Origin of the sequence: Parvibaculum sp., from assembly GCF_045863935.1 — a bacterium.
Classification (GTDB): Bacteria; Pseudomonadota; Alphaproteobacteria; order Parvibaculales; family Parvibaculaceae; genus Parvibaculum.
Genome location: NZ_BTVP01000017.1, coordinates 52,689 through 75,879, shown reverse-complemented (window position 1 = coordinate 75,879; position 23,191 = coordinate 52,689). Strand labels below are relative to the sequence as shown.

General features: G+C 62.7%; 18 protein-coding genes and 1 pseudogene. 7 read left to right on the top strand and 12 right to left on the bottom strand.

What is annotated here, in order from left to right:
* Positions 1-55: 55 nt before the first annotated feature.
* The 5 genes from ACKUUH_RS09235 to ACKUUH_RS09215 form a co-directional block, all read right to left on the bottom strand.
* Entirely contained in the window at positions 56-934 is an 879-nt protein-coding gene (locus tag ACKUUH_RS09235) for a nucleotidyl transferase AbiEii/AbiGii toxin family protein (RefSeq protein WP_407949608.1), read from the bottom strand.
* Complete coding sequence (locus tag ACKUUH_RS09230; RefSeq protein ID WP_407949607.1) at positions 927-1,835, bottom strand: hypothetical protein; 909 nt, start codon at positions 1,833-1,835, stop codon at positions 927-929. The genes ACKUUH_RS09235 and ACKUUH_RS09230 overlap by 8 nt, the downstream gene beginning before the upstream one ends.
* 449 nt (positions 1,836-2,284) lie before the next feature.
* On the bottom strand, positions 2,285-3,514 hold the full coding sequence (locus tag ACKUUH_RS09225) for an acyl-CoA dehydrogenase family protein (protein ID WP_407949606.1): 1,230 nt from the start codon (positions 3,512-3,514) through the stop codon (positions 2,285-2,287).
* 25 nt (positions 3,515-3,539) lie between these two features.
* Positions 3,540-4,667 (bottom strand): acyl-CoA dehydrogenase family protein, encoded by a 1,128-nt coding sequence (locus ACKUUH_RS09220; RefSeq protein WP_407949605.1) that lies wholly within the window; start codon positions 4,665-4,667, stop codon positions 3,540-3,542.
* A 197-nt stretch (positions 4,668-4,864) separates the two neighbouring features.
* Positions 4,865-5,323, bottom strand: a complete 459-nt coding sequence (locus ACKUUH_RS09215) for a MarR family winged helix-turn-helix transcriptional regulator (RefSeq protein ID WP_407949604.1) — start codon at positions 5,321-5,323, stop codon at positions 4,865-4,867.
* A 124-nt stretch (positions 5,324-5,447) separates the two neighbouring features.
* Here ACKUUH_RS09215 and ACKUUH_RS09210 point away from each other — a divergent pair, with 124 nt between their 5' ends.
* From ACKUUH_RS09210 to ACKUUH_RS09200, 3 genes are all read left to right on the top strand, one after another.
* Positions 5,448-6,635 carry an efflux RND transporter periplasmic adaptor subunit gene (locus ACKUUH_RS09210; protein WP_407949603.1) on the top strand — a complete coding sequence of 396 codons (1,188 nt, stop codon included), beginning with the start codon at positions 5,448-5,450 and terminating at the stop codon, positions 6,633-6,635.
* A 24-nt stretch (positions 6,636-6,659) separates the two neighbouring features.
* On the top strand, positions 6,660-9,809 hold the full coding sequence (locus tag ACKUUH_RS09205; RefSeq protein WP_407949602.1) for an efflux RND transporter permease subunit: 3,150 nt from the start codon (positions 6,660-6,662) through the stop codon (positions 9,807-9,809).
* Positions 9,810-9,932: 123 nt separating this feature from the next.
* Positions 9,933-10,469 carry a hypothetical protein gene (locus ACKUUH_RS09200; protein ID WP_407949600.1) on the top strand — a complete coding sequence of 179 codons (537 nt, stop codon included), beginning with the start codon at positions 9,933-9,935 and terminating at the stop codon, positions 10,467-10,469.
* Between the two features lie 8 nt (positions 10,470-10,477).
* Here the strand turns inward: ACKUUH_RS09200 and ACKUUH_RS09195 are convergent, their stop codons facing one another.
* On the bottom strand, positions 10,478-11,095 hold the full coding sequence (locus ACKUUH_RS09195) for a GNAT family N-acetyltransferase (protein WP_407949599.1): 618 nt from the start codon (positions 11,093-11,095) through the stop codon (positions 10,478-10,480).
* Between the two features lie 206 nt (positions 11,096-11,301).
* Between ACKUUH_RS09195 and pepN the strand changes: the two genes are divergently transcribed.
* The 4 genes and pseudogenes from pepN to ACKUUH_RS09175 form a co-directional block, all read left to right on the top strand.
* Positions 11,302-13,953 carry an aminopeptidase N gene (pepN, locus tag ACKUUH_RS09190; RefSeq protein ID WP_407949598.1) on the top strand — a complete coding sequence of 884 codons (2,652 nt, stop codon included), beginning with the start codon at positions 11,302-11,304 and terminating at the stop codon, positions 13,951-13,953.
* A 291-nt stretch (positions 13,954-14,244) separates the two neighbouring features.
* The gene (locus ACKUUH_RS09185) at positions 14,245-16,071 is read left to right on the top strand and encodes a PAS domain-containing sensor histidine kinase (protein WP_407949597.1); all 1,827 of its coding nucleotides are present in this window, start codon (positions 14,245-14,247) and stop codon (positions 16,069-16,071) included.
* Between the two features lie 136 nt (positions 16,072-16,207).
* Positions 16,208-17,311, top strand: coding sequence for a type I restriction enzyme HsdR N-terminal domain-containing protein (locus ACKUUH_RS09180; protein WP_407949596.1), 1,104 nt, complete (start codon positions 16,208-16,210; stop codon positions 17,309-17,311).
* 12 nt (positions 17,312-17,323) lie between these two features.
* A pseudogene (locus ACKUUH_RS09175) lies at positions 17,324-17,533 on the top strand (ATP-binding protein); the annotation flags it as partial.
* A gap of 123 nt (positions 17,534-17,656) precedes the next feature.
* On the opposite strand, the gene ACKUUH_RS09170 reads toward ACKUUH_RS09175, so the two are convergent.
* From ACKUUH_RS09170 to ACKUUH_RS09145, 6 genes are all read right to left on the bottom strand, one after another.
* Complete coding sequence (locus ACKUUH_RS09170) at positions 17,657-19,000, bottom strand: glutamine synthetase family protein (RefSeq protein ID WP_407949595.1); 1,344 nt, start codon at positions 18,998-19,000, stop codon at positions 17,657-17,659.
* Positions 19,001-19,149: 149 nt separating this feature from the next.
* Positions 19,150-20,487 carry an NAD(P)/FAD-dependent oxidoreductase gene (locus ACKUUH_RS09165; protein WP_407949594.1) on the bottom strand — a complete coding sequence of 446 codons (1,338 nt, stop codon included), beginning with the start codon at positions 20,485-20,487 and terminating at the stop codon, positions 19,150-19,152.
* Between the two features lie 73 nt (positions 20,488-20,560).
* Entirely contained in the window at positions 20,561-21,145 is a 585-nt protein-coding gene (locus ACKUUH_RS09160; RefSeq protein WP_407949593.1) for a periplasmic heavy metal sensor, read from the bottom strand.
* Entirely contained in the window at positions 21,142-21,636 is a 495-nt protein-coding gene (locus ACKUUH_RS09155) for a hypothetical protein (RefSeq protein WP_407949592.1), read from the bottom strand. Before ACKUUH_RS09155 ends, ACKUUH_RS09160 begins: the two co-directional genes overlap by 4 nt.
* 39 nt (positions 21,637-21,675) lie before the next feature.
* A complete protein-coding gene (locus ACKUUH_RS09150; RefSeq protein WP_407949591.1) occupies positions 21,676-22,251 on the bottom strand; it encodes an RNA polymerase sigma factor in 576 nt (191 codons plus the stop codon).
* A 131-nt stretch (positions 22,252-22,382) separates the two neighbouring features.
* Positions 22,383-23,093: an EF-hand domain-containing protein gene (locus ACKUUH_RS09145; protein WP_407949590.1), complete on the bottom strand. Its 711-nt coding sequence runs from the start codon at positions 23,091-23,093 to the stop codon at positions 22,383-22,385.
* Between the last annotated feature and the right edge of the window lie 98 nt (positions 23,094-23,191).

The following is a 23,191-nucleotide window of genomic DNA, read 5'->3' as shown; positions in this document are numbered from 1 at the left end:
CTCAAATGGTCACGAGACTCTACTTCCGACTGGATGAAACTTGGGGCGCAGGTCATCACCGTTGCCAAGGCAAAGTTTCGTAAAAATCCCTCACACGCTCGAAACACTTTTCAAATGGCGGGACGTCGCCAAGTTCAAGTTCCAGCGTATCCCAGTTTGCTCCTGACCGCGCTTTCACTTCGGGATTCTGGAGCGATGTCGCTGTGGGCTCGATATATCGAGACCGACATTTTTCGATAAACACATCAAGAATTTGAGCGCGGACTTCAACCGTGAATTCGTGCCCCGCTATCAACCGATCAAGATCATACACATCCTGCCGCCGGTTCCGATTGCGCTCGACCTGTTGCAACATCGCGCGATATTTTTCGGCCATCAGATCAACGAGCCCATAGGCGAGCAACTCTTCGCCACCCGTTAGCTCCAGAATTTGAATTTGGCGCAAAGGTTCGTTGAACGAAATATCGAGATCAATGACCCCGGGTGCTTTCCCTTCACGTAGCGCTTGTTCCTGACGGGTTCCACGCTGAGCGAAAGCAACTTTCAGTTTGAGGGCCGGGAATTCCGCGTCCTCGATCTCGATATGCTTGGGTTGCTTTCTGACCGAATGCACTTTGAGGATCAGATCGGGATAGCCAAGCTTTGCCGCCGCACTCGGAAAGGCCGAGTCCAGGAAGTCCCTGATCATCTCATCGACATTGTCTTCAGCTGCGAGAATGGCAGATAGATCAATATCTGCGGTTTGACGCGGGCTATTATACGCAAGCCCCATGAGTATACCGCCCTTGAGGACGAGCTTCTCATTCAAGGGAGCGGTCATCGCAATCGCATTCAGGGTGATTTCTGCCGCCTGGCGCTGTCCATAGGCAGTGGGATCGGCTTTGGCGCGCTCGACCCATCCAGCAACATCGATTTCAATGGCGTCGTCAGACATTGAGCGAGATCATCCACGTCTCCGAGAAGGTCGGGGCAAAAGCTTTCGACGGATCTAGCTTGCGGCTACTTCCGCGCTGTCCCAATGCCTTCCATTGCTCAATGCTGGGATGCTTTAACCCCAAACGCTCTTCGAGTATGTACCCGGCCCGGCTCTTGACGAGGCCGCTTGTGGCCGTGTCGACGGCCGCAACGATATCGCTCAGATAGGTAGCGGCATGCTCTTCCCAGACATCAAGGATGTGGTCCATGCCCCCGCAAAGATCAGGCTTTTGCAGCATATCGAGAAACGTCTGCCCAATCGTCGAGAGGCGGACATCGCCACCGCGAACGTTCAGAGATGCGCCTGCGGTTTTCGACTCATAGACATGGACCGTCCTCTTACGAACGCGAGCCGGATGCGTGATGATTTTCAGAGGAAAAGGGTTTTCTTCGTTCTCCGCGAGCAGGCCTTCCATATGAGCCGCAAGTTGCTTTGTAGCAGTCTTCCGGTCAGGGCGCGTCAGTATCAAAGCCTCGGGGCTACGATCAGTCAGCCCCCATCGCTGCATGGCTGAGAGGTGCGAGACATAACATGTAGGATCAACGAGGCAGGCAATGTCTTCGGCTGGCAGATCCGAAATCGCCAACACACGGATTATACGGGAGCCATAATCCCGGTCGGCGCCAACGAGGCCTGATTTCTTCAGATTGAGCCTCAGGCGGTTACCGTCTTCCTGGGTCGGTGTTTCATGACGGAGATAGAGCCTTTCACCTGACGAGGTCAGATACATGCGCCAGATGATCCTGAAAAAATCGAATTGCGTCAGGACTGGCTTGCCATTGGCTTCCAGCAACTCTGCCAGTCGATGGCCGGCAAGCGTAAGTCTTTCCGGGTAAATACCTCGAAGTAGTTCTGCCATTTTTTTTAGACATGCTCACATATATATACGTCCTAAGGACGTATATATATGTGAGCATTGCAAAGTCAAGACACAATTCGTAGCTGAGACAATGCAACGCAATTATGATAGAAAGTGGGCTATATACGCGTCCTAAGGACGCGTATATAGCCCACTTTAAAAAAAATCAAGTAGTTTTTATCTCACTCAGCGCGGCCAACCTGCGCCGGTACAGGCAAGCACAGGGGTGACATTTGTGGTTTTAGCAGAGGCGGAAATGAAAAAGGCCGGATCGGGTGATCCGGCCTTTTTATTTTGTGGGTGGCTGATCCGGCCCTTCGCTTGGCCCAGGGCGTTCGAGGCTGGAAAAGGTCCACCGGACCTTTTCACCAACGCCCCTCACCCTTCCCAACGCCGCTGCGAGGCGCCGAGCCCCTCCCTCTCCCCGGAGGGGAGAGGGGTAAGGTTTCTTACTTCCCCTTCGGGGCCTGGTTGAAGGGCAGGTCCTTGTCGACGCGGATTTCGCCCGGCAGGCCGAGGACGCGTTCGGCGACGATGTTACGGAGGATTTCATCCGTGCCGCCCGCGATGCGGTAGCCCGCCGCGCCGATCCACTGCTCCGTATACGCACCTTCTGCCGGCGAGAGCTTGCGGTCGCGGATGACGCCGCCCATGTCCTGCAGGTCCATGCCGAAGGAGCCGAGGTCCTGCATCTTCTTGGCCGCGACGATCTTGGAGATCGAGCTTTCGGGTCCGGGCGTCTCGCCGCGCGAGAGCGCGGTCAATGTGCGGAAGCGCGTGAACTTCAACCCTTGCGCCTGCACATACCAGTCGGCGATTCGCTCGCGCACGCCGCCGTGGCGGATGGCGGGCTCACCGGCGATGTCGGTCTCGCGCGCGAGTTCGATCAGATCATCCGTGTCGGCATTGCCCTGGCTACCGCCGACGGCGAGGCGCTCGTTCATCAGCGTGGTCAGCGCGACCTTCCAGCCGTCGCCGGGATTGCCGAGACGCTGGCTGTCCTTCACGCGGAGATTGGTGAAGAAGACTTCGTTGAATTCCGCACCGCCCGACATCTGCTTGATGGGGCGCACTTCGACGGCCGGGTCCTTCATGTCGATCCAGAACATGGTGAGGCCCTTGTGCTTGGGCACATTGGGATCGGTGCGCGTGAGCAGGATGCCGTAGTCGCAGAAATGGGCACCGGACGTCCAGACCTTCTGGCCGTTGATGACCCATTCGTCGCCATCCCTCTCGGCCCTGGTGCGGAGCCCCGCGACGTCCGAGCCGCCGGCGGGTTCGGAGAAGAGCTGGCACCAGATCTCGTCGCCGCGCACGGCGGGGCGCACGAAACGCTGCTTCGCCTCGTCCGGGCCCCAGGCCATGACGGTCGGGATGCACATGCCGAGCCCGATGGCGAAGATGCCGCCGGGGACGGCGTATTTCGATTCTTCCTGACCGTAGATCACGTTGTTGATGGTGGTGCCGCCACCGCCGCCCCACTCCTTCGGCCAGGTGATGCAGGCGTAACCGGCATCGGCCTTCTTCGCCTGCCAGGCTTTCGACTGGGCGATCAGTTCGTCCATATCCTTCGGCGGGGCGATGTCTTTGGCGTTTTCCTTGCGGATCGCGTTCTTGTCCAGCCATGCGCGGACTTGTGCGCGGTAGGCGGCTTCTTCTGGCGTGTCGTTGAAATCCATTTTGGTTCTCCCGAATATCTTTAATTTATGCTGCGTTCTTCGCTTCAAGGCGCGAGACGAGTTTTTCCTTCCACTGGATCGGCGCACCGATCGTGAGGGCAAGGAGTTTCGCGCGGCGATAATGGAACTGGCAGTCGGATTCCCATGTGTAGCCGATGCCGCCATGCGTCTGGATGTTCTCCTGCGCGGCGAAGACATAGGCGTCGGAGCCGGCGATGCGCGAGGCGGAGGCGGCCTCGGTGAGCTCGGCACCTTCATCGTTGAGCATCATGGCGCCGAAATAGGCGTTCGACTTCGCGAGTTCCTTCTTCACATACATGTCGGCGAGCTTGTGCTTGATCGCCTGATAGGAACCGATCTGGCGGCCGAAGGCATAACGCTCGAGCGCATAGTCGCGCGCCATTTCGAGCGCGGCCTCGGTGCCGCCGACCTGTTCGAAGGCGAAGAGGACGGCCGCGCCGTCGAGCACGCGCGAAAGCTGCGACCAGCCCTCGCCCTGCTTGTCGCCCAGGATTTCGGCGGGCGCATCCTTGAAGGTGAGCGTGACGTGTTCGCGCGAGGGGTCGATGGTGCGGACGGGCTCGGCGGAGATGCCGCCGGCCTTGAGATCGACGATGGCGAGCGAGATCGCCTGCTCGCCGGAACCGCCGGTGTTGACGGCGACGATCACGACATCGGCCGCGCCGCCATCGGTGACGGGCTGCTTCACGCCGCTGACCTTGCCGGCCGCGAATTTCGTTTCGATGTTGCGCGGATGGGCGGTGTGCGTGCCTTCGGAGACGGCGAGCGCGCCGACAATTTCGCCGCTGGCGAGTTTCGGCAGCCAGGTCTGCTTCTGCTTCTGCGTGCCGAAGAGCTTGATCGCCTCGGCGGCAAGATAGATCGAGGAGGAGAAGGGAACGGGCGCGGCGGCGCGGCCGAGCTCTTCGGCGATGACGCAGAGCTCAAGCGCGCCGAGGCCGAGGCCGCCGAACTCTTCGGGAATGGCCGTGCCGGTGAGGCCCATCTCGACGAGGCCCTTCCAGACTTCCTTCGCATAGGGCTCGTCGCCGTCGAGGACGCGGCGCGTGACGCTCATGGGGCATTTGTCGGCAAGGAACTTGCGGACCTGCTCCTTCAGCATCTTCTGGTCGTCGGAAAAATCGAAATTCATGATGTCTCCCTTATCGCGCTCGAAGAGGCGCATTTTTTCCGGGCTCCCGCGCGATGGCGGGCTGCCGCAGCGTTGTTTGGCGCGCATTCTCACCGCATTGGAGGCGCATGAAAAGACCCATGCGTTTGACGCCGCGTCCGCTTGGGATACGGCCGGGGGAGAGCGCGAATCCGGGAATACAGAGGAGAAAAACGCCCCTATTCCGCCCTGCCCTCGTCGGCCTCGCCGGCTTCGAGGTTCGCCTTGATGCGGCGGAACATGGAGACGAGGGTTTCGTATTCGGCGGCCGTGAAACCGTCGAGGGCGGTATCGAACATGCCGAAGGCGGCGGCCCAGAGCCGATCCTGCATCTCGTCGAGCGCGGGCGTGAGATAGACGCGGCGGACACGGCGGTCGGCAGGGTCCGGACGGCGGGTGACAAGGCCCTGCTCTTCCATGCGGTCGATGACGCGGCCGAGCGGCGCCTTCTCCATCATCACGAGATCGGCGATTTCCGTCTGGGTGAGGCCGTCGCGCTGGCGCAGCGCCGCGAAGACGCGCGACTGGGGCACCGTGATGCCGGTGCCGGAGGCGCGCAGGTGCCTGTCCCAGGCGCGCTGGAGGAGCCGGAACACGTCGCGCTGCAGCCAGCCGAACTCTTCGTCGGGCGCTGCCATTCCTGTTTTCCTGCCGGCCAAGGGGGCTCGCCCTTCCAACTCTGTCCTTCCATATCGTAACCCTGGATACTATAACCTCGCATATCAGGTGCCGCCAGCGCGGCGAGTTGACGGGACGTAACGCATGCTTTTCCGGACCAGACCTTTCCCCACCCGCGCGGCGGGTTTCCTCATGGCGGCACTGGCGGTGCTGCCGCTCACGGGATGCGGCGAGGACGAACAGGCGTCGGGCGAGGAACAGGCGGCGGAGACTGTCGCCGTGTTCGAACGGCCGGTGACGCGCGAGGAACTGATGGAGCCGGTGATCGGCACGGGCACCATCGCCGCGCACAAGACGACGCAGCTTGGGCCCCGCGTCGACGGCATCATCGAGGAAGTCATGGTGTGGGTCGGCGACCGGGTGAAGAAGGACCAGCCGCTCTTCCGCACCCGCGACACGGAATGGAAGCTCCGTGTGTCGGAACTCGAAAACCAGGTGCAACTCGCGACGGCGGAATCCGGCAACATGCAGAAGGCATTCAACCGCGCAAGCGAGTTGCATGCCAAGGGCTTCGTGTCGAACGGCAAGCTCGACGATGCGCGCGCGGCCCGCGACACGGCAAACGCGAAACTCGGCATCGCCAAGGCGCAGCTTGCCGCCGCGCAGCAGGCACTCGACGATTGCGTCGTCACCGCGCCCTTCGACGGTGTCATCACGCGGCTCGATGTAAACGAAGGCAAGTTCATGGCGACACGCTCGGGCGGCATGGGCCCTGCCCAGGGCGGCGTGCTGGAAATCATGAAGATCGATATCGTGGCGGCGATCGTGAACGTGCCGGAAATCCATCTCTCCAAATTCAAGGTGGGCACGAAGGGCAAGATCTTCCTCGACGGCATCGACAAGAGCTACGATTCCTACGTCATCATCATCAATGACCGGATCGATCCCGTGACGCGCGCGGTCGAGGTGCGGCTGCCGATCGCGAACGATGATTACGCGGTGAAGCCGGGCCTTTTCGCGCGGGCGGAAATCTATCCCGAGCCGCGCGCCGTGCTGGCGCTCGACCGCTCCGCGCTGATGGGCACGGAGGCGGCGCGATATGTCTATGTGAACGAGAACGGGCACGCCAAGCGGGTCAACGTGACGGTGCGCCAGATCGATGCGACGCGCGTGGAGGTTCTTTCCGGGCTCAAGGAAGGCGACAAGGCGCTGGCGGGACCGAACGCGGCTCTTCTTCTCGAAGGGACACCGGTGCGGATCGAGACGGATCCGCCGGCCACGCAGACGCTCGCCAAGGGCGTACCCGCGGACAGCACGACAAGCGCGCAATAAGCACCGGCAAAGGGAGGACTGTCCATGTGGATTTCCGACATTTCGATCCGCCGGCCCGTCTTCGCCGTCATGATCATCATGGCGCTCGTCGTCCTCGGCTGGATATCGCTCGGCCGCGTGGGCGTCGACCTCTTTCCGAAGGTCGAGTTTCCGGTCGTCGCGGTGACGACGACGCTCGAAGGTTCGTCTCCCGAAGCCATCGAAAGCGACGTGACGGACGCGATTGAGGAACAGGTCAACACGACATCGGGCATCGAGACGCTTTCCTCGACCAGCGCGGAGGGTCTTTCCCAGGTCGTCATCACCTACAAGCTCAACGAGAATGTGGACGTGAAGGCGCAGGACGTGCGCGACAAGGTTTCGCTCGCGCGCGCCAATATTCCGCAGGATGCCGAGCAGTCCATCGTGCAGAAGGTGGACCCGGACGCGCAGCCGATCATGTCGGTGATGATCGCGGGCGACCTGCCGATCCGCGACCTTACGCAGTACGCCGACAAGACGGTGAAGGAACAGCTGCAACGCATTTCGGGCGTCGGTTCCATCGACGTGGTGGGGGGACGGGACCGCGAGGTCCGCATCTGGCTCGACGCGGTGAAGATGCGCGCCTATGGCGTGACGGCCGAAGAGGTGACGGCGGCGATCCGGCGCGAGCATGCCGAAATTCCGGGTGGCCGCCTCGAAACGACCGGCGGCGCGGCCGAGTTCTCGGTGAAGACGAAGGGCGAGGTGAAAAGCGTCGAAGGCTTCCGCAGCATCCTCGTCGCCTTCCGCCAGGACGGCGCACCGACGACCATCGGCGATATCGCACGCGTGGAAGACGGGATGGAGGACGAGCGCTCCTATGCCGAACTCAACGGCAAGCGCGGCGTCTCGCTCGAAATCCGCAAGCAGTCCGGCCGCAACACCGTGGAAGTGGCGCGCGCCGTGCGCACCGCGCTTGAAGATATCCGCAAGACGGCGCCCACGGGCATCGACATCAGGACGGCGCGCGACACGGCCGTCTTCATCGAAGGATCGGCGCATGACGTCTTCTTCGACATCCAGATCGGCATCGTGCTGGTGGTGTTCGTCACGCTTGCCTTCCTGCTGTCGGTGCGGGCGACGCTGATCGTCGCCATCGCCATGCCGACATCGCTGATCTCGACCTTCTTTGCCTTCTACATAGCGGACTTCACCATCAACCTGATGACGCTGATGGCGCTGTCGCTCGCGGTGGGCCTGCTGGTGGACGACGCCATCGTGGTGCTCGAAAGCATTTACCGGAAACTCGAGGAAGGGCTGCCGCCGATGCAGGCGGCCGCCGAAGGCACGAAGGAAGTGGGACTTGCGGTGCTTGCCGCCACTTTCTCGATTGTCGCGGTGTTCGTTCCCATCGCCTTCATGGAGGGTGTGGTCGGTCGCTTCTTCTTCCAGTACGGGCTCGCGATCACCTTCTCGGTGCTGGTGTCGCTGCTCGTGTCGCTGACGCTGACGCCGATGCTTTCGTCGCGCATGCTGAAGAACGGCGAGACGGACCCCGCAAATTACGGGCGGCTGGCGCGCATCTTCGACAACGGCTATCGCAAGCTCGATTATTACTACGGGCGGCTGCTCGAATGGTCGCTTTCGGCACGCTGGGTGGTGATGGCGGCGGCGGTCATGGCCATCTTCGTCGCCATCGCGGTGGCGCGCACGATCCCCGCCGCGTTCGACACGCGAGCGGACCGGGCGGAATTCCTCGGCACGGTGGAACTGCCCTTCGGCGCGGGCCTGGAAGAAACGCGGATCGTCGCCTCGCGCGTCGCGCATGCGGTTTCGGGCGTGCGCGAGGTCACGACCGTCTTCTACACGATCGCCTCCGACGCGCAGAAGAGCGTCAACAAGGCTTTCTTCTATGTGGGGCTGACGCCGAAAGACGCGCGCGACGAGAAGTTCATTCCGATCATGGATTCGGCACGTGTTGCCATGCTGAAGGCGGCGCCGGAGGCGAAGCACATTTCGCTTTCTGATGTACCGTGGATTTCGGGCGGCGGCTTTTCCGACTATGCGATGATGTATGTGCTGCTGGGGCCGGACCTCGAAGTGCTCGACGCGAAGGCAAACGAAGTCGTTTCGCGGATGCGGGCGAGCCCGCTCTTTGCCGACGCGAAGACGAGCTACGACGCGGGCAAGCCGGAAGTGCAGGTTCATGTCGACCGCGAGCGCGCGGCCGATCTCGGCGTGCCCGTGCGGGCGCTTGCCGAAACCGTGCGGGCGATGGTGGGCGGCATGAAGGCGGGGACCTTCGAGGAATTCGGCCAGCGCTACGACGTGCGCGTGCGGCTGGAAGAAGGACAGCGCGACGACATTTCGAAGCTGGGCATGATCCAGCTCCGCTCAGCGAACGGGCAACTGATCGACATTGCGAATGTCGCGCGCTTCGACGTGGCCGCGGGCCCGGCGCAGATCGAACGGCAGAACCGTTCGCGGCGCATCGCGATCGTCGCAAACAATCCGGCGGGCGCGGCGCTTGGGCCTGCGTCGGCGGAACTCGAATCCTATCTCAACGACCTGCAACTGCCGCCCGGCTACTCCTGGAGCACGGAAGGCAAGTCGAAGCGGATGAAGGAGACGGGGGCGGCCATCGGCTTTGCGTTCATGCTGGCGCTGATCGCGCTCTACATGATCCTGGCGAGCCAGTTCAACAGCTTCTCGCAGCCCGCGATCATCATGCTGTCGGCGCCGCTTTCCTTTTCGGGCGCCTTCATCGCGCTGAAAATCTCCGGCCACGAGATGTCGATGTTCAGCCAGATCTCGCTGCTGGCGCTGATGGGGCTCGTGATGAAGAACGGCATCCTGCTGGTCGACTACACGAACCATCTGCGCGCGGGCGGTGCCACGGCCCGCGAGGCGGCGCTGAAGGCTGGGCCCGTGCGGCTGCGGCCCGTGCTGATGACGCAGATCGCGACGATCTTCGGGCTCATTCCGGTCGCTATATCGAACAGCCAGGGCGCGGAGTTCCGCAATGCGATGGGCGTGCTCGTGATCGGGGGGCTCATCTCCTCGACGCTGCTGACGCTCGTCGTGGTGCCGGTCGCCTATACGCTGATGGAAGATGCGCGAGGCGGTCTCGCCCGGATCGGGCGCTTTTTCCGCCGCATGGGCGCGCGCTTCGGGTTCCGCGGGGGCAAGGCGCCCGGCGCGCCGGCGGAGTGACCCCGCACCGCAGAGTGTCGCTATTCCGGACAATCCGAAGCTTTGTCTTAAGCCCGTGCTAACCGCCCGCCGAGGATAATGACGCCAAGGTCATGTCTTTTCCGGGCGGAGGTCCCTCGTCAGATGGCGAAAGCACAGTTCCACAAGAACCAGCGGGTCTATGTGCGCCCGGTCGGCACTTGGGCGGTGATCGAGCGCGTCGTACCGCAATGGGTCAAGGACATGGATGAGCCGCTGCGCATCCATTACGACGTGGGGCTCGGCCGCGAGTTCGCCGCGCGCGAGCTCGAAACGGAAGAAGTGGCGACGCTTTCCCATCTCGACCCGGAGATGGAGGAATGGCATGTGGTGCGCGTCGCCAACAAGTGGCGCGGGGCGGAAGAATGCGCCGGGCATCCCGTCCCGGGGACGCACCCCGTCGTCGTGACGGGAAGCCACGAAGGCGGCGGCTGGCGCGTGCCGGGCGTCGAATACGACATGACGCCGGAGCGCGTGGAACTGCAGGCGAAGGTGATCGCGGCGGCGCCGAAGATGATGGTGCTGCTGAGCCGTCTTGCCGATTGCGCACGGCAGAACCCGGAGAACCTGCCCGACGACGTGATGACGCTGGCAGGCGATGCCGACGCCGTCGTGAGCGGGATCATGGGGCCGGTGGAGTAAGCGCAGGCTCAGAGCGCGAGGCCGTACCAGGCGGTGCGGGAATTTTCTTCCAGCAATGTGAAGCCATAGGCCTCGTAGAAGGCGCGGCCGCGCGCATTGGGCGTGCCGACGCCGAGATGCACGCCGGGCGAGCCGAGCTCGCTCATGTGGGCAAGCCAGCGGTCCATCAGACGGCGGCCGAACCCCCTGCCCTGCAGCCGGGGCAGCAAATTGATGTGGAGATGCGAGGGGTGACGCTCCACGACGCGCGCGGGCGTGACGTAGGGATGGTGGATCATGTGTTGCCTCAGTTCATCCGCGCTCCACGCTTGAGGCGGCGAGGCAGGATCGTCATGAAGTTGGCGGAGCGGCGGCCACCATTCCGCTTCGAGCCGCGCCTCGAAGGCGCGCGTGTCCAGGGCGCCGAGGATATAGCCGCCGACGCCCTCTCCATCCTCCGCGACAAAGGCGCAGTCCGGCGCAAGAATGGCATAGGGCGCTGCATAGATGTGACCGACGAGACGCGGGTCGGCATAAAGCGCGGTGGCGTCCTCGCCGTTCGCGCCGGTCTTGAGGGCGATCTCGTAAATTGCTTCGAGGTCCTCCGGGCGGACGGGACGGATTTCGGCAGCGACAGATTTATTCACAATATCCCCCTCACCCTTCCCGCCTTCGACGGGCGTTCGAGGCCGGAAAGGTCCACCGGACCTTTCCTTTACCTCTCACCCCTCTCCCCCGAGGGGGAGAGGGAAAAGCGCCGCAATTCGGCCATGCCGTGCGTGAAATCTGTCTCTCGCCGAATCTCGCGGTTCAATTATATAGAGTGAATATCCCCCGCAGCCGAGTATCCCCCATGCGCACCGAAGAGCCCCGCCCCATCCGCCTCAAGGACTATCAGGTTCCTGCCTTCACGACGCGGGAGGTGAGCCTCGATATCGAGCTCGATCCGAAGGCGACCCGCGTCCATTCGAAGCTCACGATGGAGCGGAACGAGGCGAGCGCGGACAAGACCGCGCCGCTGGTGCTGGACGGGGAGAAGCTGAAGCTCATCGAGGTGAGGATCGACGGCGAGCGGCTCGGGCCGAACCGCTACAGCGTGACAGACAAGCACCTCACGATCCATGACGTGCCGGACGGTCCCTTCACGCTTGAAACGGTGACGAATTGCGCGCCGGAAGAGAACACGGCGCTGACCGGGCTCTATCTCACGGACGGCATCTATTGCACGCAATGCGAGGCGGAAGGCTTCCGGCGGATTACCTATTATCTCGACCGGCCGGACAACATGGCGGTCTTCCGCACGCGGATCACGGGTGACAAGAAGAGCGAGCCGGTGCTGCTCTCGAACGGCAATCCGGTGAAGAAGGGCAAGACGAAGGACGGGCGGCACTTCGTCGAATGGCACGATCCCTTCCCGAAGCCTTCCTATCTTTTCGCGCTCGTCGCGGGCGACCTCGCCTCGGTGGAAGACAAGTTCATCACCATGTCGGGCCGGGAGATGACGCTTCGCATCTTCGTGGAAAAAGGAAACGAGGACCGCTGCGCCTATGCGATGGAAGCGCTGAAGCGTTCGATGAAATGGGATGAGGAGCGCTTCGGGCGCGAATACGACCTCGACATCTTCATGATCGTCGCGGTGAGCGCGTTCAACATGGGGGCGATGGAGAACAAGGGGCTCAACGTCTTCAACGACAAATACATTCTCGCGCGGTCCGATACGGCGACGGATGCCGATTACGCGGCCATCGAAGCGATCATCGCGCATGAGTATTTCCACAACTGGACGGGCAACCGCATCACCTGCCGCGACTGGTTCCAGCTTTGCCTGAAGGAGGGCCTGACGGTCTTCCGCGACCAGGAATTCACGAGCGACATGCGCTCGCGGCCGGTGAAGCGCATTTCCGATGTGCGGCTGCTGCGCGCGCACCAGTTTCCCGAAGATGGCGGGCCGCTCGCCCATCCCGTGCGGCCGGACAGCTATATCGAGATCAACAATTTCTACACGGCAACCGTCTACGAGAAAGGCGCCGAACTCTGCCGCATGATCCACACCATGGCGGGGCCGAAACGCTTCCGCAAAGGCATGGATCTCTATTTCGAACGGCATGACGGCGAAGCGGCGACGGTGGAAGATTTCCTCGACGCGCTGGCCGATGGCGCGAAGCTCGACCTCAAGCAGTTCAAGCGCTGGTACTGGCAGTCGGGCACGCCCGAAGTGCTCGCTTCCGGACGCTACGACGCGGCGCGCAAGACCTATACGCTGAAGATGAGCCAGGTGTGCCAGCCGACGCCGGGGCAGCGGGTGAAGGAGCCCTATCACATTCCGGTCGCGGTCGGCCTTGTCGGACCGGACGGCAAGGACATGCCCCTCACGCTCGACGGCGAGGAAAAGGCGGGCGCGAAGACGCGCGTACTGCATCTCACGGAGCGCGAAGGCACCTGGCGTTTCAAGAATGTGGCGGAGAAACCCGTGCCGTCGCTGCTGCGGGGCTTTACCGCGCCCGTGAAGCTCGACGCGAACCTCAAGGAGCGCGACCTCGTGTTCCTGATGCGGCATGACAGCGACAGCTTCAACCGCTGGGAAGCGGCGCAGCGCTATGCGACGGCGCTGCTCGTCAAGACGATCGAGGCGGCAAGGGAAGGCGCGGCGCCCCGGCAAGGCATGGCCTTTGCCGAAATGGTGGTGGACCTCCTGAGCGCACGCAAGATCGACCCCGATTTCGTGGCACAGATCATCCTGCTGCCGAGCGAGCAGACGCTGGCGCAGATCATCGGCGAGAATGTGGACGTGGATGCGATCCACAAGGCACGCGAATCCCTGCGCGGTTCGATCGCCGCTCATGCAAAGGAGGCGCTGCTTTCCGCCTATGCGCGGATGGAGGTGAAGGGCCGCTATAATCCGGATGGCGGGGATGCAGGACGCCGGGCGCTCCGCAATGTCTGTCTCGGCTATCTCGCCGCCGCGCCGGGCGAGGACGGCGTCAAGCTCGCCGCAGAACAATTCCGCACGGCATCCAACATGACGGATTCCATCGCGGCGCTTTCCGTGCTCTCGCATATCGACTGCCCGGAGCGTGCGGCTGCGCTCGCCGCCTTCTACGAACGCTGGAAGGACGATCATCTCGTCATGGACAAGTGGCTGTCGATCCAGGCGATGTCGTCGCTACCCGGCACGCTGGACGAGGTGAAGCGGCTGACGGGGCACCCCGCCTTCACGATGAAGAACCCGAACAAGGTGCGGGCGCTCATCACGAGCTTTGCATCCATGAACCAGCTCCACTTCCACGATGCGAAAGGCGCGGGCTACCGCTTCGTCGCGGACAAGGTGCTCGACCTCGACAAGCTCAATCCGCAGGTGGCGGCGCGGCTTCTCGGCACATTCAAGAGCTGGCGGCAATTCGAGCCGAAGCGGCGGAAGCTCATGCAGAAGGAGCTCAAGCGCATCGCGGGGACCGAGGGCCTGTCGCGCGACGTCTACGAAATCGCGACGAAAACGCTCGCCTGACGGGTGGCCTGTGCCGTGCCGGTGCGATTTGTGCCGCGGCGGCACATCTTAACCATGCCGCTTAACGCGACATTAAGGACGGGCGGTCAGGAATCGTTAACCGGCGGTTTTCGTGCATTCCAGCCAGTGCGAGCCTCTGGCGAAGTGAGTCCCGTTTGCATCTATTAACAAAAAGTTAACGGCAGCTATGGACAGGGGGGCGTGCAGGCCGAATCATCGTTTTAACGGCGGTGATTCGGGGATTTCCGGATTGCGGCCATGCTGACAGGCCCGGAGCGGACGGAAGAGCGCATGAGCGACGCAACGACGACAAGGCATGATGCGATGAAGTGGCGCGAGGCCACGGGCCGGCGCCGCCGCGCCCTGCCCGCCGGATTGCTGCCGCGGCTTGCGCTCGGCGTGTCGGGCCTGGCGCTCGCCACGCTCAATGTCGCGCTTTATGCGGAGGATGGGGTGTCGCGCGCGCTCATCTTCTCCTCGCTCCTTTCGGGCGGCTACCTCGTTCTCGCCTACATGCTGGTGCGGCTTCGCGAGAGCAAGCTCGAGGCGGAAGCGGCGCTTGTCGAGAACCAGCACCGCTTCGACATGGCCTTTGCGGGCGCGCGCTGCGGCATCTGGGACTGGGATCTCAGCGAGAACCGCGTCTACTGGTCGTCGGCCATGTTCGACATGGTGGGGCTGAAGCAGCCTTCGAAGCGGCTTTCGCCGAACGAGATCAAGGCGTTCACTCATCCCGACGACATGGATGCGATCGACGAGATCGCTCAGGCGGTGACGCGATCCTCGCGCTCCTACGACACGACATTCCGGCTGCGCCACGCGGATGGAAGCTGGGTGTGGATGCATGCCAAGGGGCAGGTCTGGAGCGGCAACCGCGCAGCGGGCGACCGGCTCGTCGGCATCACCATCGACATCACCGAACAGAAGATTGCCGAAGAACGCGTGTCGGAAGCAAACGAGCGGCTGCGCGACGCGATCGAAAGCGTGGGCGAGGCCTTCGTGCTGTGGGACGCAGAAGGAAGGCTCGTTACCGCAAACAGCAAGCTCGGCGAATTCCTGAACCTCTCCGAAGAGGCGATGGCACCCGGCATGGCGCGCGACGACGTGATGGCGCGCGCGGGCGTGGGCGATGCCTGGCCGGTGGCGGAAAGCGCGGAAGCGGAAACGGCGTTCAGCGAAATCCGCCTGCCGACCGGGCGCTGGCTGCAGATCAGCGAGCGGCGCACGAAGACGGGCGGACATGTGAATGTCGGCACCGACATCACGGCGATCAAGGAACAGGAAGCGGCGCTGACCGACAACAAGTCGGCGCTCGAAAAGACGGTGCGCGACCTCGAAGCCTCGCGGCGCAAGCTGCAGGAGCAGGCGCGGCAGCTTGTGGACCTCGCGGAGAAATACGCGTCGGAAAAGACGCGCGCGGAAGCGGCGAACCGTTCCAAGTCGGAATTCCTCGCCAATATGAGCCACGAACTGCGCACGCCGCTCAACGCCATCATCGGCTTTTCGGAGATCATGGGGTCCGGTCTTTTCGGTGAACTCGGTTCGCCGAAATACAAGGAATATGCGACCGACATCCATGCGAGCGGCACACATCTGCTCGAACTCATCAACGACATTCTGGACATGTCGAAGATCGAAGCCGGGCGCATGACGCTGGAGGCGCAGCCGCTCGACGTGGCGGAGGTGACGGAAGAGTCGCTCCGGCTCGTTTCCGGCCGCGCGGACGTCGCGAAGGTGACGATCGAGAACGAACTGCCGCACCTGCCGGCCGTGAACGCCGACAAGCGCGCGGTGAAACAGGTGCTGCTGAACCTGCTCTCGAATGCGGTGAAGTTCACGCCCGCGGGCGGCACGATCCATCTCAAGGGAAAGGCAGACGACCGCTTCGTCACCATTTCGGTCGAGGATACCGGCATCGGCATTCCGGCCAGCGCGATGCCGAACATCGGCCGCCCCTTCGAGCAGGTGGAAAGCCAGCATTCGAAGAAGCACAAGGGCACGGGGCTCGGCCTCGCACTCTCCCGCTCGCTCGTGGAACTTCACGGCGGTACGCTGACGATCGAGAGCACCGAGGGCGTCGGCACGACGGTGAGTTTCACGCTGCCGGTGGCGAGTTGAAGCCACTAATACCCGCACATCAAGAGAAGTAGAGCGTTTTCGCTAATTAAAAGCGTTCTGCTGTCGCCCCCCTAACCTTGACATGTTTTCCCGTAACTGGTGCTCTGTTCTGAGCAATCCAGATATGAGGGCGGTCATGACTATGGAGCAGCTTCTTCGTCAGTTGTCTGAGCGTGTGAAGGAACATTCAGCTTCCATGGTGACAGAGGAGGCAGTCAAAACCGCCGTCGTTTTGCCCTTCTTCCAGGCGTTGGGATATGACGTCTTCAATCCGGCGGAGGTGATTCCAGAATTTACGGCTGACGTTGTCGGAAAGAAGGGCGAGAAAGTTGACTACGCGATTAAAATCGACGACGAGATTCGTATCTTAGTCGAGTGCAAGCCGATTACCACGGTACTCGACAAAGTGCACCTCGCGCAGCTTTACCGGTACTTCTCCGTAACAAAAGCCAAGTTCGCCATCTTGACGAACGGGCGCCTCTTCCACTTTCACAGTGATCTCGAAGAGCCCAACAAACTCGACAACCGTCCGTTCCTTACGTTCGATCTTGCGGAAATTCCGTCGCATCTTCTAACTGAATTGAAAAAATTCGAGAAGGCGGAGTTCGACATCAATGGAATTCTGGCAACCGCAGAACGGCTGAAATACACGTCGATTATAAAAAGCGAAATTAACAAACTTATTGAAAACCCAAGCGAAGAGTTTGTGCGCTTGATCGCTGCTTGCGTTCACGAAGGCCGCTTCACTGCGCCAGTACTCGAAAAATATGCAAACCTAATCCGCACAGCGTTTCGAGAAGTCATTCGGGACTCGGTACACAATCGGCTGTCTTCAGCGCTTGCGAACACAGAAACCAACACCGACAACGCCGATTCAGAGGAGTCCTCTACAGAAGAAATTATCACTACAGAAGAGGAACTCGAAGGCTTCCTGATGATCAGAGCCATCGTAAGGGACACCATCAAGGCCAGTCGCGTTGTTATGCGTGATCAAAAATCGTATTGCGGTATCCTGATAGACGACAACAACCGCAGGCCATTGGCAAGACTTCACCTGAACCGTTCGGTTAAATACCTCAGTCTGTTCGATAACGGAGCGGAAGAGAAGTTGGCGATATCTTCCATTGACGATATATATGATTTTGCAGAACGGCTTCGTTCCACAGCGGCGAAATATAGTGACCGCAGTGTCTCTCCCACTACACCATCCGCCCCGCAAGGACTCCCGGAGGAAGCGTAGGCCAACTAGGCCGACACCGGCATCGGCATTCCGGCCAGCGCCCTGCCGAACATCGGCCGCCCCTTCGAGCAGGTGGAAAACCAGCATTCGAAGAAGCACAAGGGCACGGGGCTCGGCCTCGCGCTGTCGCGCTCGCTCGTGGAACTTCACGGCGGTACGCTGACCATCGAGAGCACCGAGGGCGTCGGCACGACGGTGAGTTTCACGCTGCCGGTGGCTTGAGCCTTAACTTTTCGATACCCCGTTAAATCCCAATCCACAGCATAGCCAAAGCCGAAGAAAGACGTGGATGGCCCGCATAAAGCGGGCCATGACGAAATTGTTTAAGTCCCTGGGAGTTCGGTCTCAGAGATACCAGTCGTATTCGAGCGGCGAGATGGCGCGCTGGAACTTGTCGAATTCCAGCATCTTGGTTTCGGCATAGACGTCGACATAGTGCTCGGTGAGATAGTCGCGCATGACGTCGGAGTTGCGCAGGCGCTTCAGGGCGCTCGGCAGATAGAAGGGGATGCCTTCGTCCATGATCTCGCAGGCATTGCCTTCGGCGGGATCGCCCGGATCGATTTCGTTGACGATGCCGTGGTGGATGCCGGCGAGGATCGCTGCGAGCACCAGATAGGGATTGGCGTCGGCGCCCGAGACCCGGTGTTCGATGCGGCGTGAATCCGACGAGCCGTTCGGCACGCGGAAGGCGACCGAGCGGTTGTTGTAGCCCCAGGTGCGGTTCACCGGCACAAAGAGATTGGGGCCGAAGCGGCGATAGGAATTGAGGTTCGGCGCGAAGAAGGCCATGGCGTCGCCAAGCGTCGCCTGCAGGCCGCCGATCGCATGGCGGAGCCTAGGCGAACCTTCATCCGTGCCATCGTCGAAGATGTTGTTACCCTTCTCGTCCATCACCGAGCAGTGAACGTGCATGCCGTTGCCCGTCTGGCCGACGAAAGGCTTCGCCATGAAGCTCGCAAGGAAGTTGTGCTTGCGGGCGATGGTGCCGATCAGATGACGAAGCATGATGGCGTGATCGCCCGCGCGGACAACATCGTCTTCATGCTTCAGGTTGATTTCATATTGACCGGGCGCGAACTCGGCGGTGGCGCCCGACGCGGGCACGCCCTGCGCGGCGGCGGCCTCGTCGATGTCCTTCAGGAGGCCCATGAAGCCGTCCAGTTCCGTGATGCCATAGACTTCGTTCGCCGTTTCACGCAAGCCCGTCGCCGGATTGATGGGCGCCTGCGGACGGCCCTTGCGGTCCATGTCCTTGTCGAGAAGATAGAACTCGAACTCGCAGGCGACGGTTGCCTTGAGCCCGATCTCTTCGAGCTTCTTCACGACGCGGGCAAGCACGTTGCGCGGCTCCAGCATGAGCGGTTCGCCATCGCCATCCACCATGGTCATGAGGACCTGGGCCTGCTTCATCGACGCCCAGGGAACGGGCACGATGGAGCCGGCGACGGGGTGAGCCTGCGCATCCGGGTCGCCATCCGAGAAGCCCATGCCGAGGATGTCTTCGTTCACGCCCGTCACGTCGAAGAAATAAATCGACTGCGGCATCTGCACGCCGTCGCTGAACACCTTGTCGGCCTCTTCGGAGGGGAAGCGCTTGCCGCGCACCGTGCCGCACATGTCCACGAAGACGGCATCGAGGTAGTCGATATCGCCATGCTCGGCGAGGAAGGCATTGAATTCGCCCATAGTGGCCCAGCCCGCGGGGCCCGGTCTTTCACGATCGCTCATAATGTCACACTTGTTGCGCCCCGTTCCCGCAGCAGAGTCGCTCCGCCGCGCCCGGACCCGCATCCTTTTTCGGCGCGCCGGACGCCGGATTGGCCCGGCCGGTCGCGCTAGAGGTCAGTAAGACGATAGTAGCCGAGAGCCCCCCTGAGATACCAGCGCCGCAGCGAGGGGAACGGAATGCGGGCGGGGTTCCCACGAAAAACCGCAGGAATATCCAGATTTCCGGCCGTCCCGCCAATGAGGCGCGCCAGCAGGCGGCCCGCCCAGGGGGCGGCGGCAACGCCGTTTCCATGCCAGGCGAGGGCGAAAAAAACGCCCGGATCGTCCTCAAGTTCGCCGATCGAGGGGGTGCGGCGCAGCGTCATGCAAACGAGGCCGCGCCAGTTATGCGTGACCGGCACATGGGCCCAGCCGGGGAAGACCTCGCCGAGGCGACGCTCCATGAAACCCCTCATGCGCAGGGCGTCCGCCGGCCTGCCGGTCAGGTCGCCGCGCGCGCCGAAAAGGAAACGGCGGTCCGGCAGAAGGCGATAGTAGAAGAGGAGATTGCGCGTGTTGGCGCAGGGAATTTCCGTCTGCCAGTTCTGCGCGGCGAGTTCGGCCTCCGTCAGCGGGCGCGTCACCACGATGTTCGACATGACGGGGATGAGGCGCGGCGAGAGGTCCGGGTGAAGGCCCTCTTGCGTGAAGCCGTTGGTTGCGACCACGACCCGGCGTGCGGACACCGTGCCCGAAGGCGTGACGAGACGGTGAAGCTTCCCTGCCCGCTCCCAGCGAATGACGGGCGACGATCCGTGTAGCTTCGCGCCCGCGCGATCCGCCGCGAAGGCGAGCCCGCGCGCGAAACGCAATGGCTGAAGACCGAAGCCGACGGGATTGTGGAGCGCGCCGAACTGCTCGGTCGAGTCGTAGAATTTTTCGGCGACCTCTTCGCGAGGATAGAGTTGGGCGGCGATGCCGAGGCGCGCAAGAAGGTCGCGCTCATGTTCGAGATGACGCCAGCGAGAGGGCGCATGCGCGACATGGAGTTCGCCCTCGCCCTGGGGACGGATGTCGATGTTCTCGTCGCGCGCGAGATCGCGAACGAGGTCCACCGCCTCGACCTGCGAAGCGATGAAGCGGCGCGCCTCATCCTCGCCGTAGCGCGAGATCAATTCGTCCAGCGAAAGCGCCGCGGGCGGCATCGTGCAAAAGCCGCCATTGCGGCCGGAGGCGCCCCAGCCGAGAGGACCGGCTTCGAGCAAGCGGACATCGGTGTTGAAATCGTGGGCGAGATGCAGGGCGCAGGAAAGGCCCGTGTAACCGCCACCGATGATCGCGACGTCGCAGGTCTCGTCCGGCACGAGACCGCGGTCGACGCCCTCGCCGAGTGGAGGCGCCTCGTCTTTCCAATAGCTGCCGACGGGAATGGCGGGATCGTAGATGCCGGGATGATACCAGGTCATGTCGTCGTCTTTCTCCACGCGCAGCAACGGTTGCTGTTGCGCGCGGAGAGGATAGCAGCAGCCGGAAAGCGGATCACTCCATGGGTGGAAGGGGAGGCATTTTCAGGCGGCGCGGCATTTCGTCGACGCCGGGGCCTTCGTCGGGGCGTTCGAATCGGCGGATACGGACGCGCTCTTCCTTGCGCATCGCCTCGGCAACGCGCTTGCGCTGTTCGGGCGAAAGCTTCTCGAAGCCGGCCATCATGGCATCACGGCCAACCTCGCCCATCTGCTTCATCGCCTGATCCATCTTGTCGAAGGCGGCGCGGACGGCCGCCTCGTCATAAGGATCGGCGGCGACAGCATCGGCCAGTTCGGCCTTCGCCTCGCGCATGGCCAGGAGGTGCGGACGAATTTCGGGGAAATGGCCGAGCATCGTCGTGCGGATCGCCTTGCGGTCGGCCTCCGGAAGATCCTTGAAGCTCTGATGGAACATGCCTGGGCCCGCGCCGCCCGGCGGCAGGCCGAAACCAACGCCCGGCGGCGGACGGAAGAAAAGCGGCACGGAGATGAGGCCGATGAGAAAAATGTTGACCGCAAGCGAGGCGAGAAAGGCCGGGCCGAGCCAGCGGCGCTGCGGCTTCCCGGCAGGCGAGGCGATGTCGTTCGTGTCGCTCATTGCATCCACTCCTCGGGCCAGGCCTGGTCGGCCATGGCCAACGCGATCAATCCTTCGCCCGTTTCTGCTTCCGTCGAGGCGGTGACGGCGGTGCCGGTCACGGTCAGGGAAATGTCCGAGGCCGAACCGAGCGCGACCCCCATCACCAGCGCGGCCGCAAGCGTGCCCGCAGGAAAGGCCGCCGATCCATATGGCCAGACGGTTTCGAGGAGACCGCGGAGGAAACCTTTTTCCTTCTGCGGGCGCGCGGGAACGAGCGGCGCCACGGCACGGGGGCGGGCTGCCATCAGACGTTCGGTGAGCGCGGCAGAAGGCTCTTCGGCGGGTGCCATGTCGAGCAGCGCATCGAAGCGCGCCGCTTCAGCCACCAGCGACTGCGCCTCCGGCGAGGACGACGCCAAGGTTTCGGCCATGGACCTCTCGGCCTGCGGCCAACGCGCGGGCGAGGCGCCATAGGCCTCGACGATCTCGCGCAGCCGTTCCAATGTCATTTCGTTTCGCATTGTCTCAAGTCCACTTCCCGCGCCAGATCAGGCGCTTATTTCCCTTGAACGCAACAGCTCGTCCCTTTCCGTCGCAAGCGCCACCCGCAACTGACGGCGCGCGCGCGACAGAAGCGATTCCACCGCTTCCACGGTGACGCCGAGAATATCCGCCGCTTCGATATTTCCGAGACCCTGATAGTGCGAAAGCACGATGGCCGCGCGCTGGCGCTCGGGCAGGCCCTGGAGGGCGGCTTCCACGCGGGCCGCAAGCTCGCGCTGCTCAAGCTGCCGGTCCGGCCCGGGTTCGCCGCTCGCAGGCTCGGGGATCGCGTCGATATCCTCGGTCCCGCGCCGGCGGCGCAGGCGGTCGAGGCAGAGATTGGTGGCAACGCGGTGGAGCCAGGTGCCGAATTGCGCCTTGCCGGGCTCCCAGCGTCCGGCATGGGTCCAGACGCGGAGAAAAACCTCCTGCGCGACCTCTTCGGCATCGGCATGGTTGCCGAGCATGCGGCGGGCAAGCGCGAGCATGCGCGTGAGGTGCCGGTCCATCAACGCGCGGCAGGCCGCTTCGTCGCCCGATGCGACAGCGGCCACGAGTTCATCGTCCGACGGCCGATCCAACCGTATCTTTCCCCTTGTTGGGCCTTCTGAACAAAGAGGGCCCGGCAACGCCGGTATTGAGCCGATGCGAGGGCGCCGGTCTGCGCCGGCGCCCTGCAAAGGTCCGAGGCGGCGATCCGCCATGGAAGAGCCTACTCCGCTTCGGGCGCCCTGGCACCCGGTCCGCCACGATTCATGCGGCCTTCGCCCGGCTCGATCTTGCCGTCGCCGTTTGCGTCGAGATGTTCGAACATCTTCTCGCCACCGGCCACGAACTCGGCCTTCGTCACCTGGCCGTCGCCATCGGCATCGATGCGGCCGAAGTGACCACCGCGCTTGCCGTCGCGGTCACCCATGCGCTTCTTCATGTTCTCGTGCGCGGCCTGCATTTCGTCCTGCGTGAGGCCGCCGTCACCATCCTTGTCGGCGGCGGCAAAGAACGTCGTCATGCGGTCCGCGTGGCGGCCGGGCATGCCGCCCTCCTTGCCGCGCTCGGCCATGCGGGCGGCGGCTGCCGCCTTCATTTCGTCGAGCGTGACCTTGCCGTCGTTATCGGCGTCGGCGGCGGCAAATCGCTCGGCAGGGTCGCCGCCATGCTTCATGCGCATGTTCTCATGCGCGGCCGACATTTCTTCCTTCGTCAAAACGCCATCGCCATCGGCATCGGCGCCGGCGAAGCGCTTCTCGCTCGCGGCCTGCATCTCATCCTTCGAGACGTAACCGTCGCCATCCGTGTCTGCCTGCTCGAACATCATGGCACCATGGCCGCCCTTGCCGGGACCGGCCTGCGACAGCGCGGGCATGGCGACCGCCAGAGCGAGCGCTGCCGCAGTGCCGAGCAATCCATATTTCAGTTTACGCATCTCAAATTCCTCTTCCTTGGGTTTCCGTACCCCGGGGGCGTTCGCGTTCCGGAGCCGCAGGCGTCAACTGCGGGAGGTACCCGCGGTCTCCGGAACCG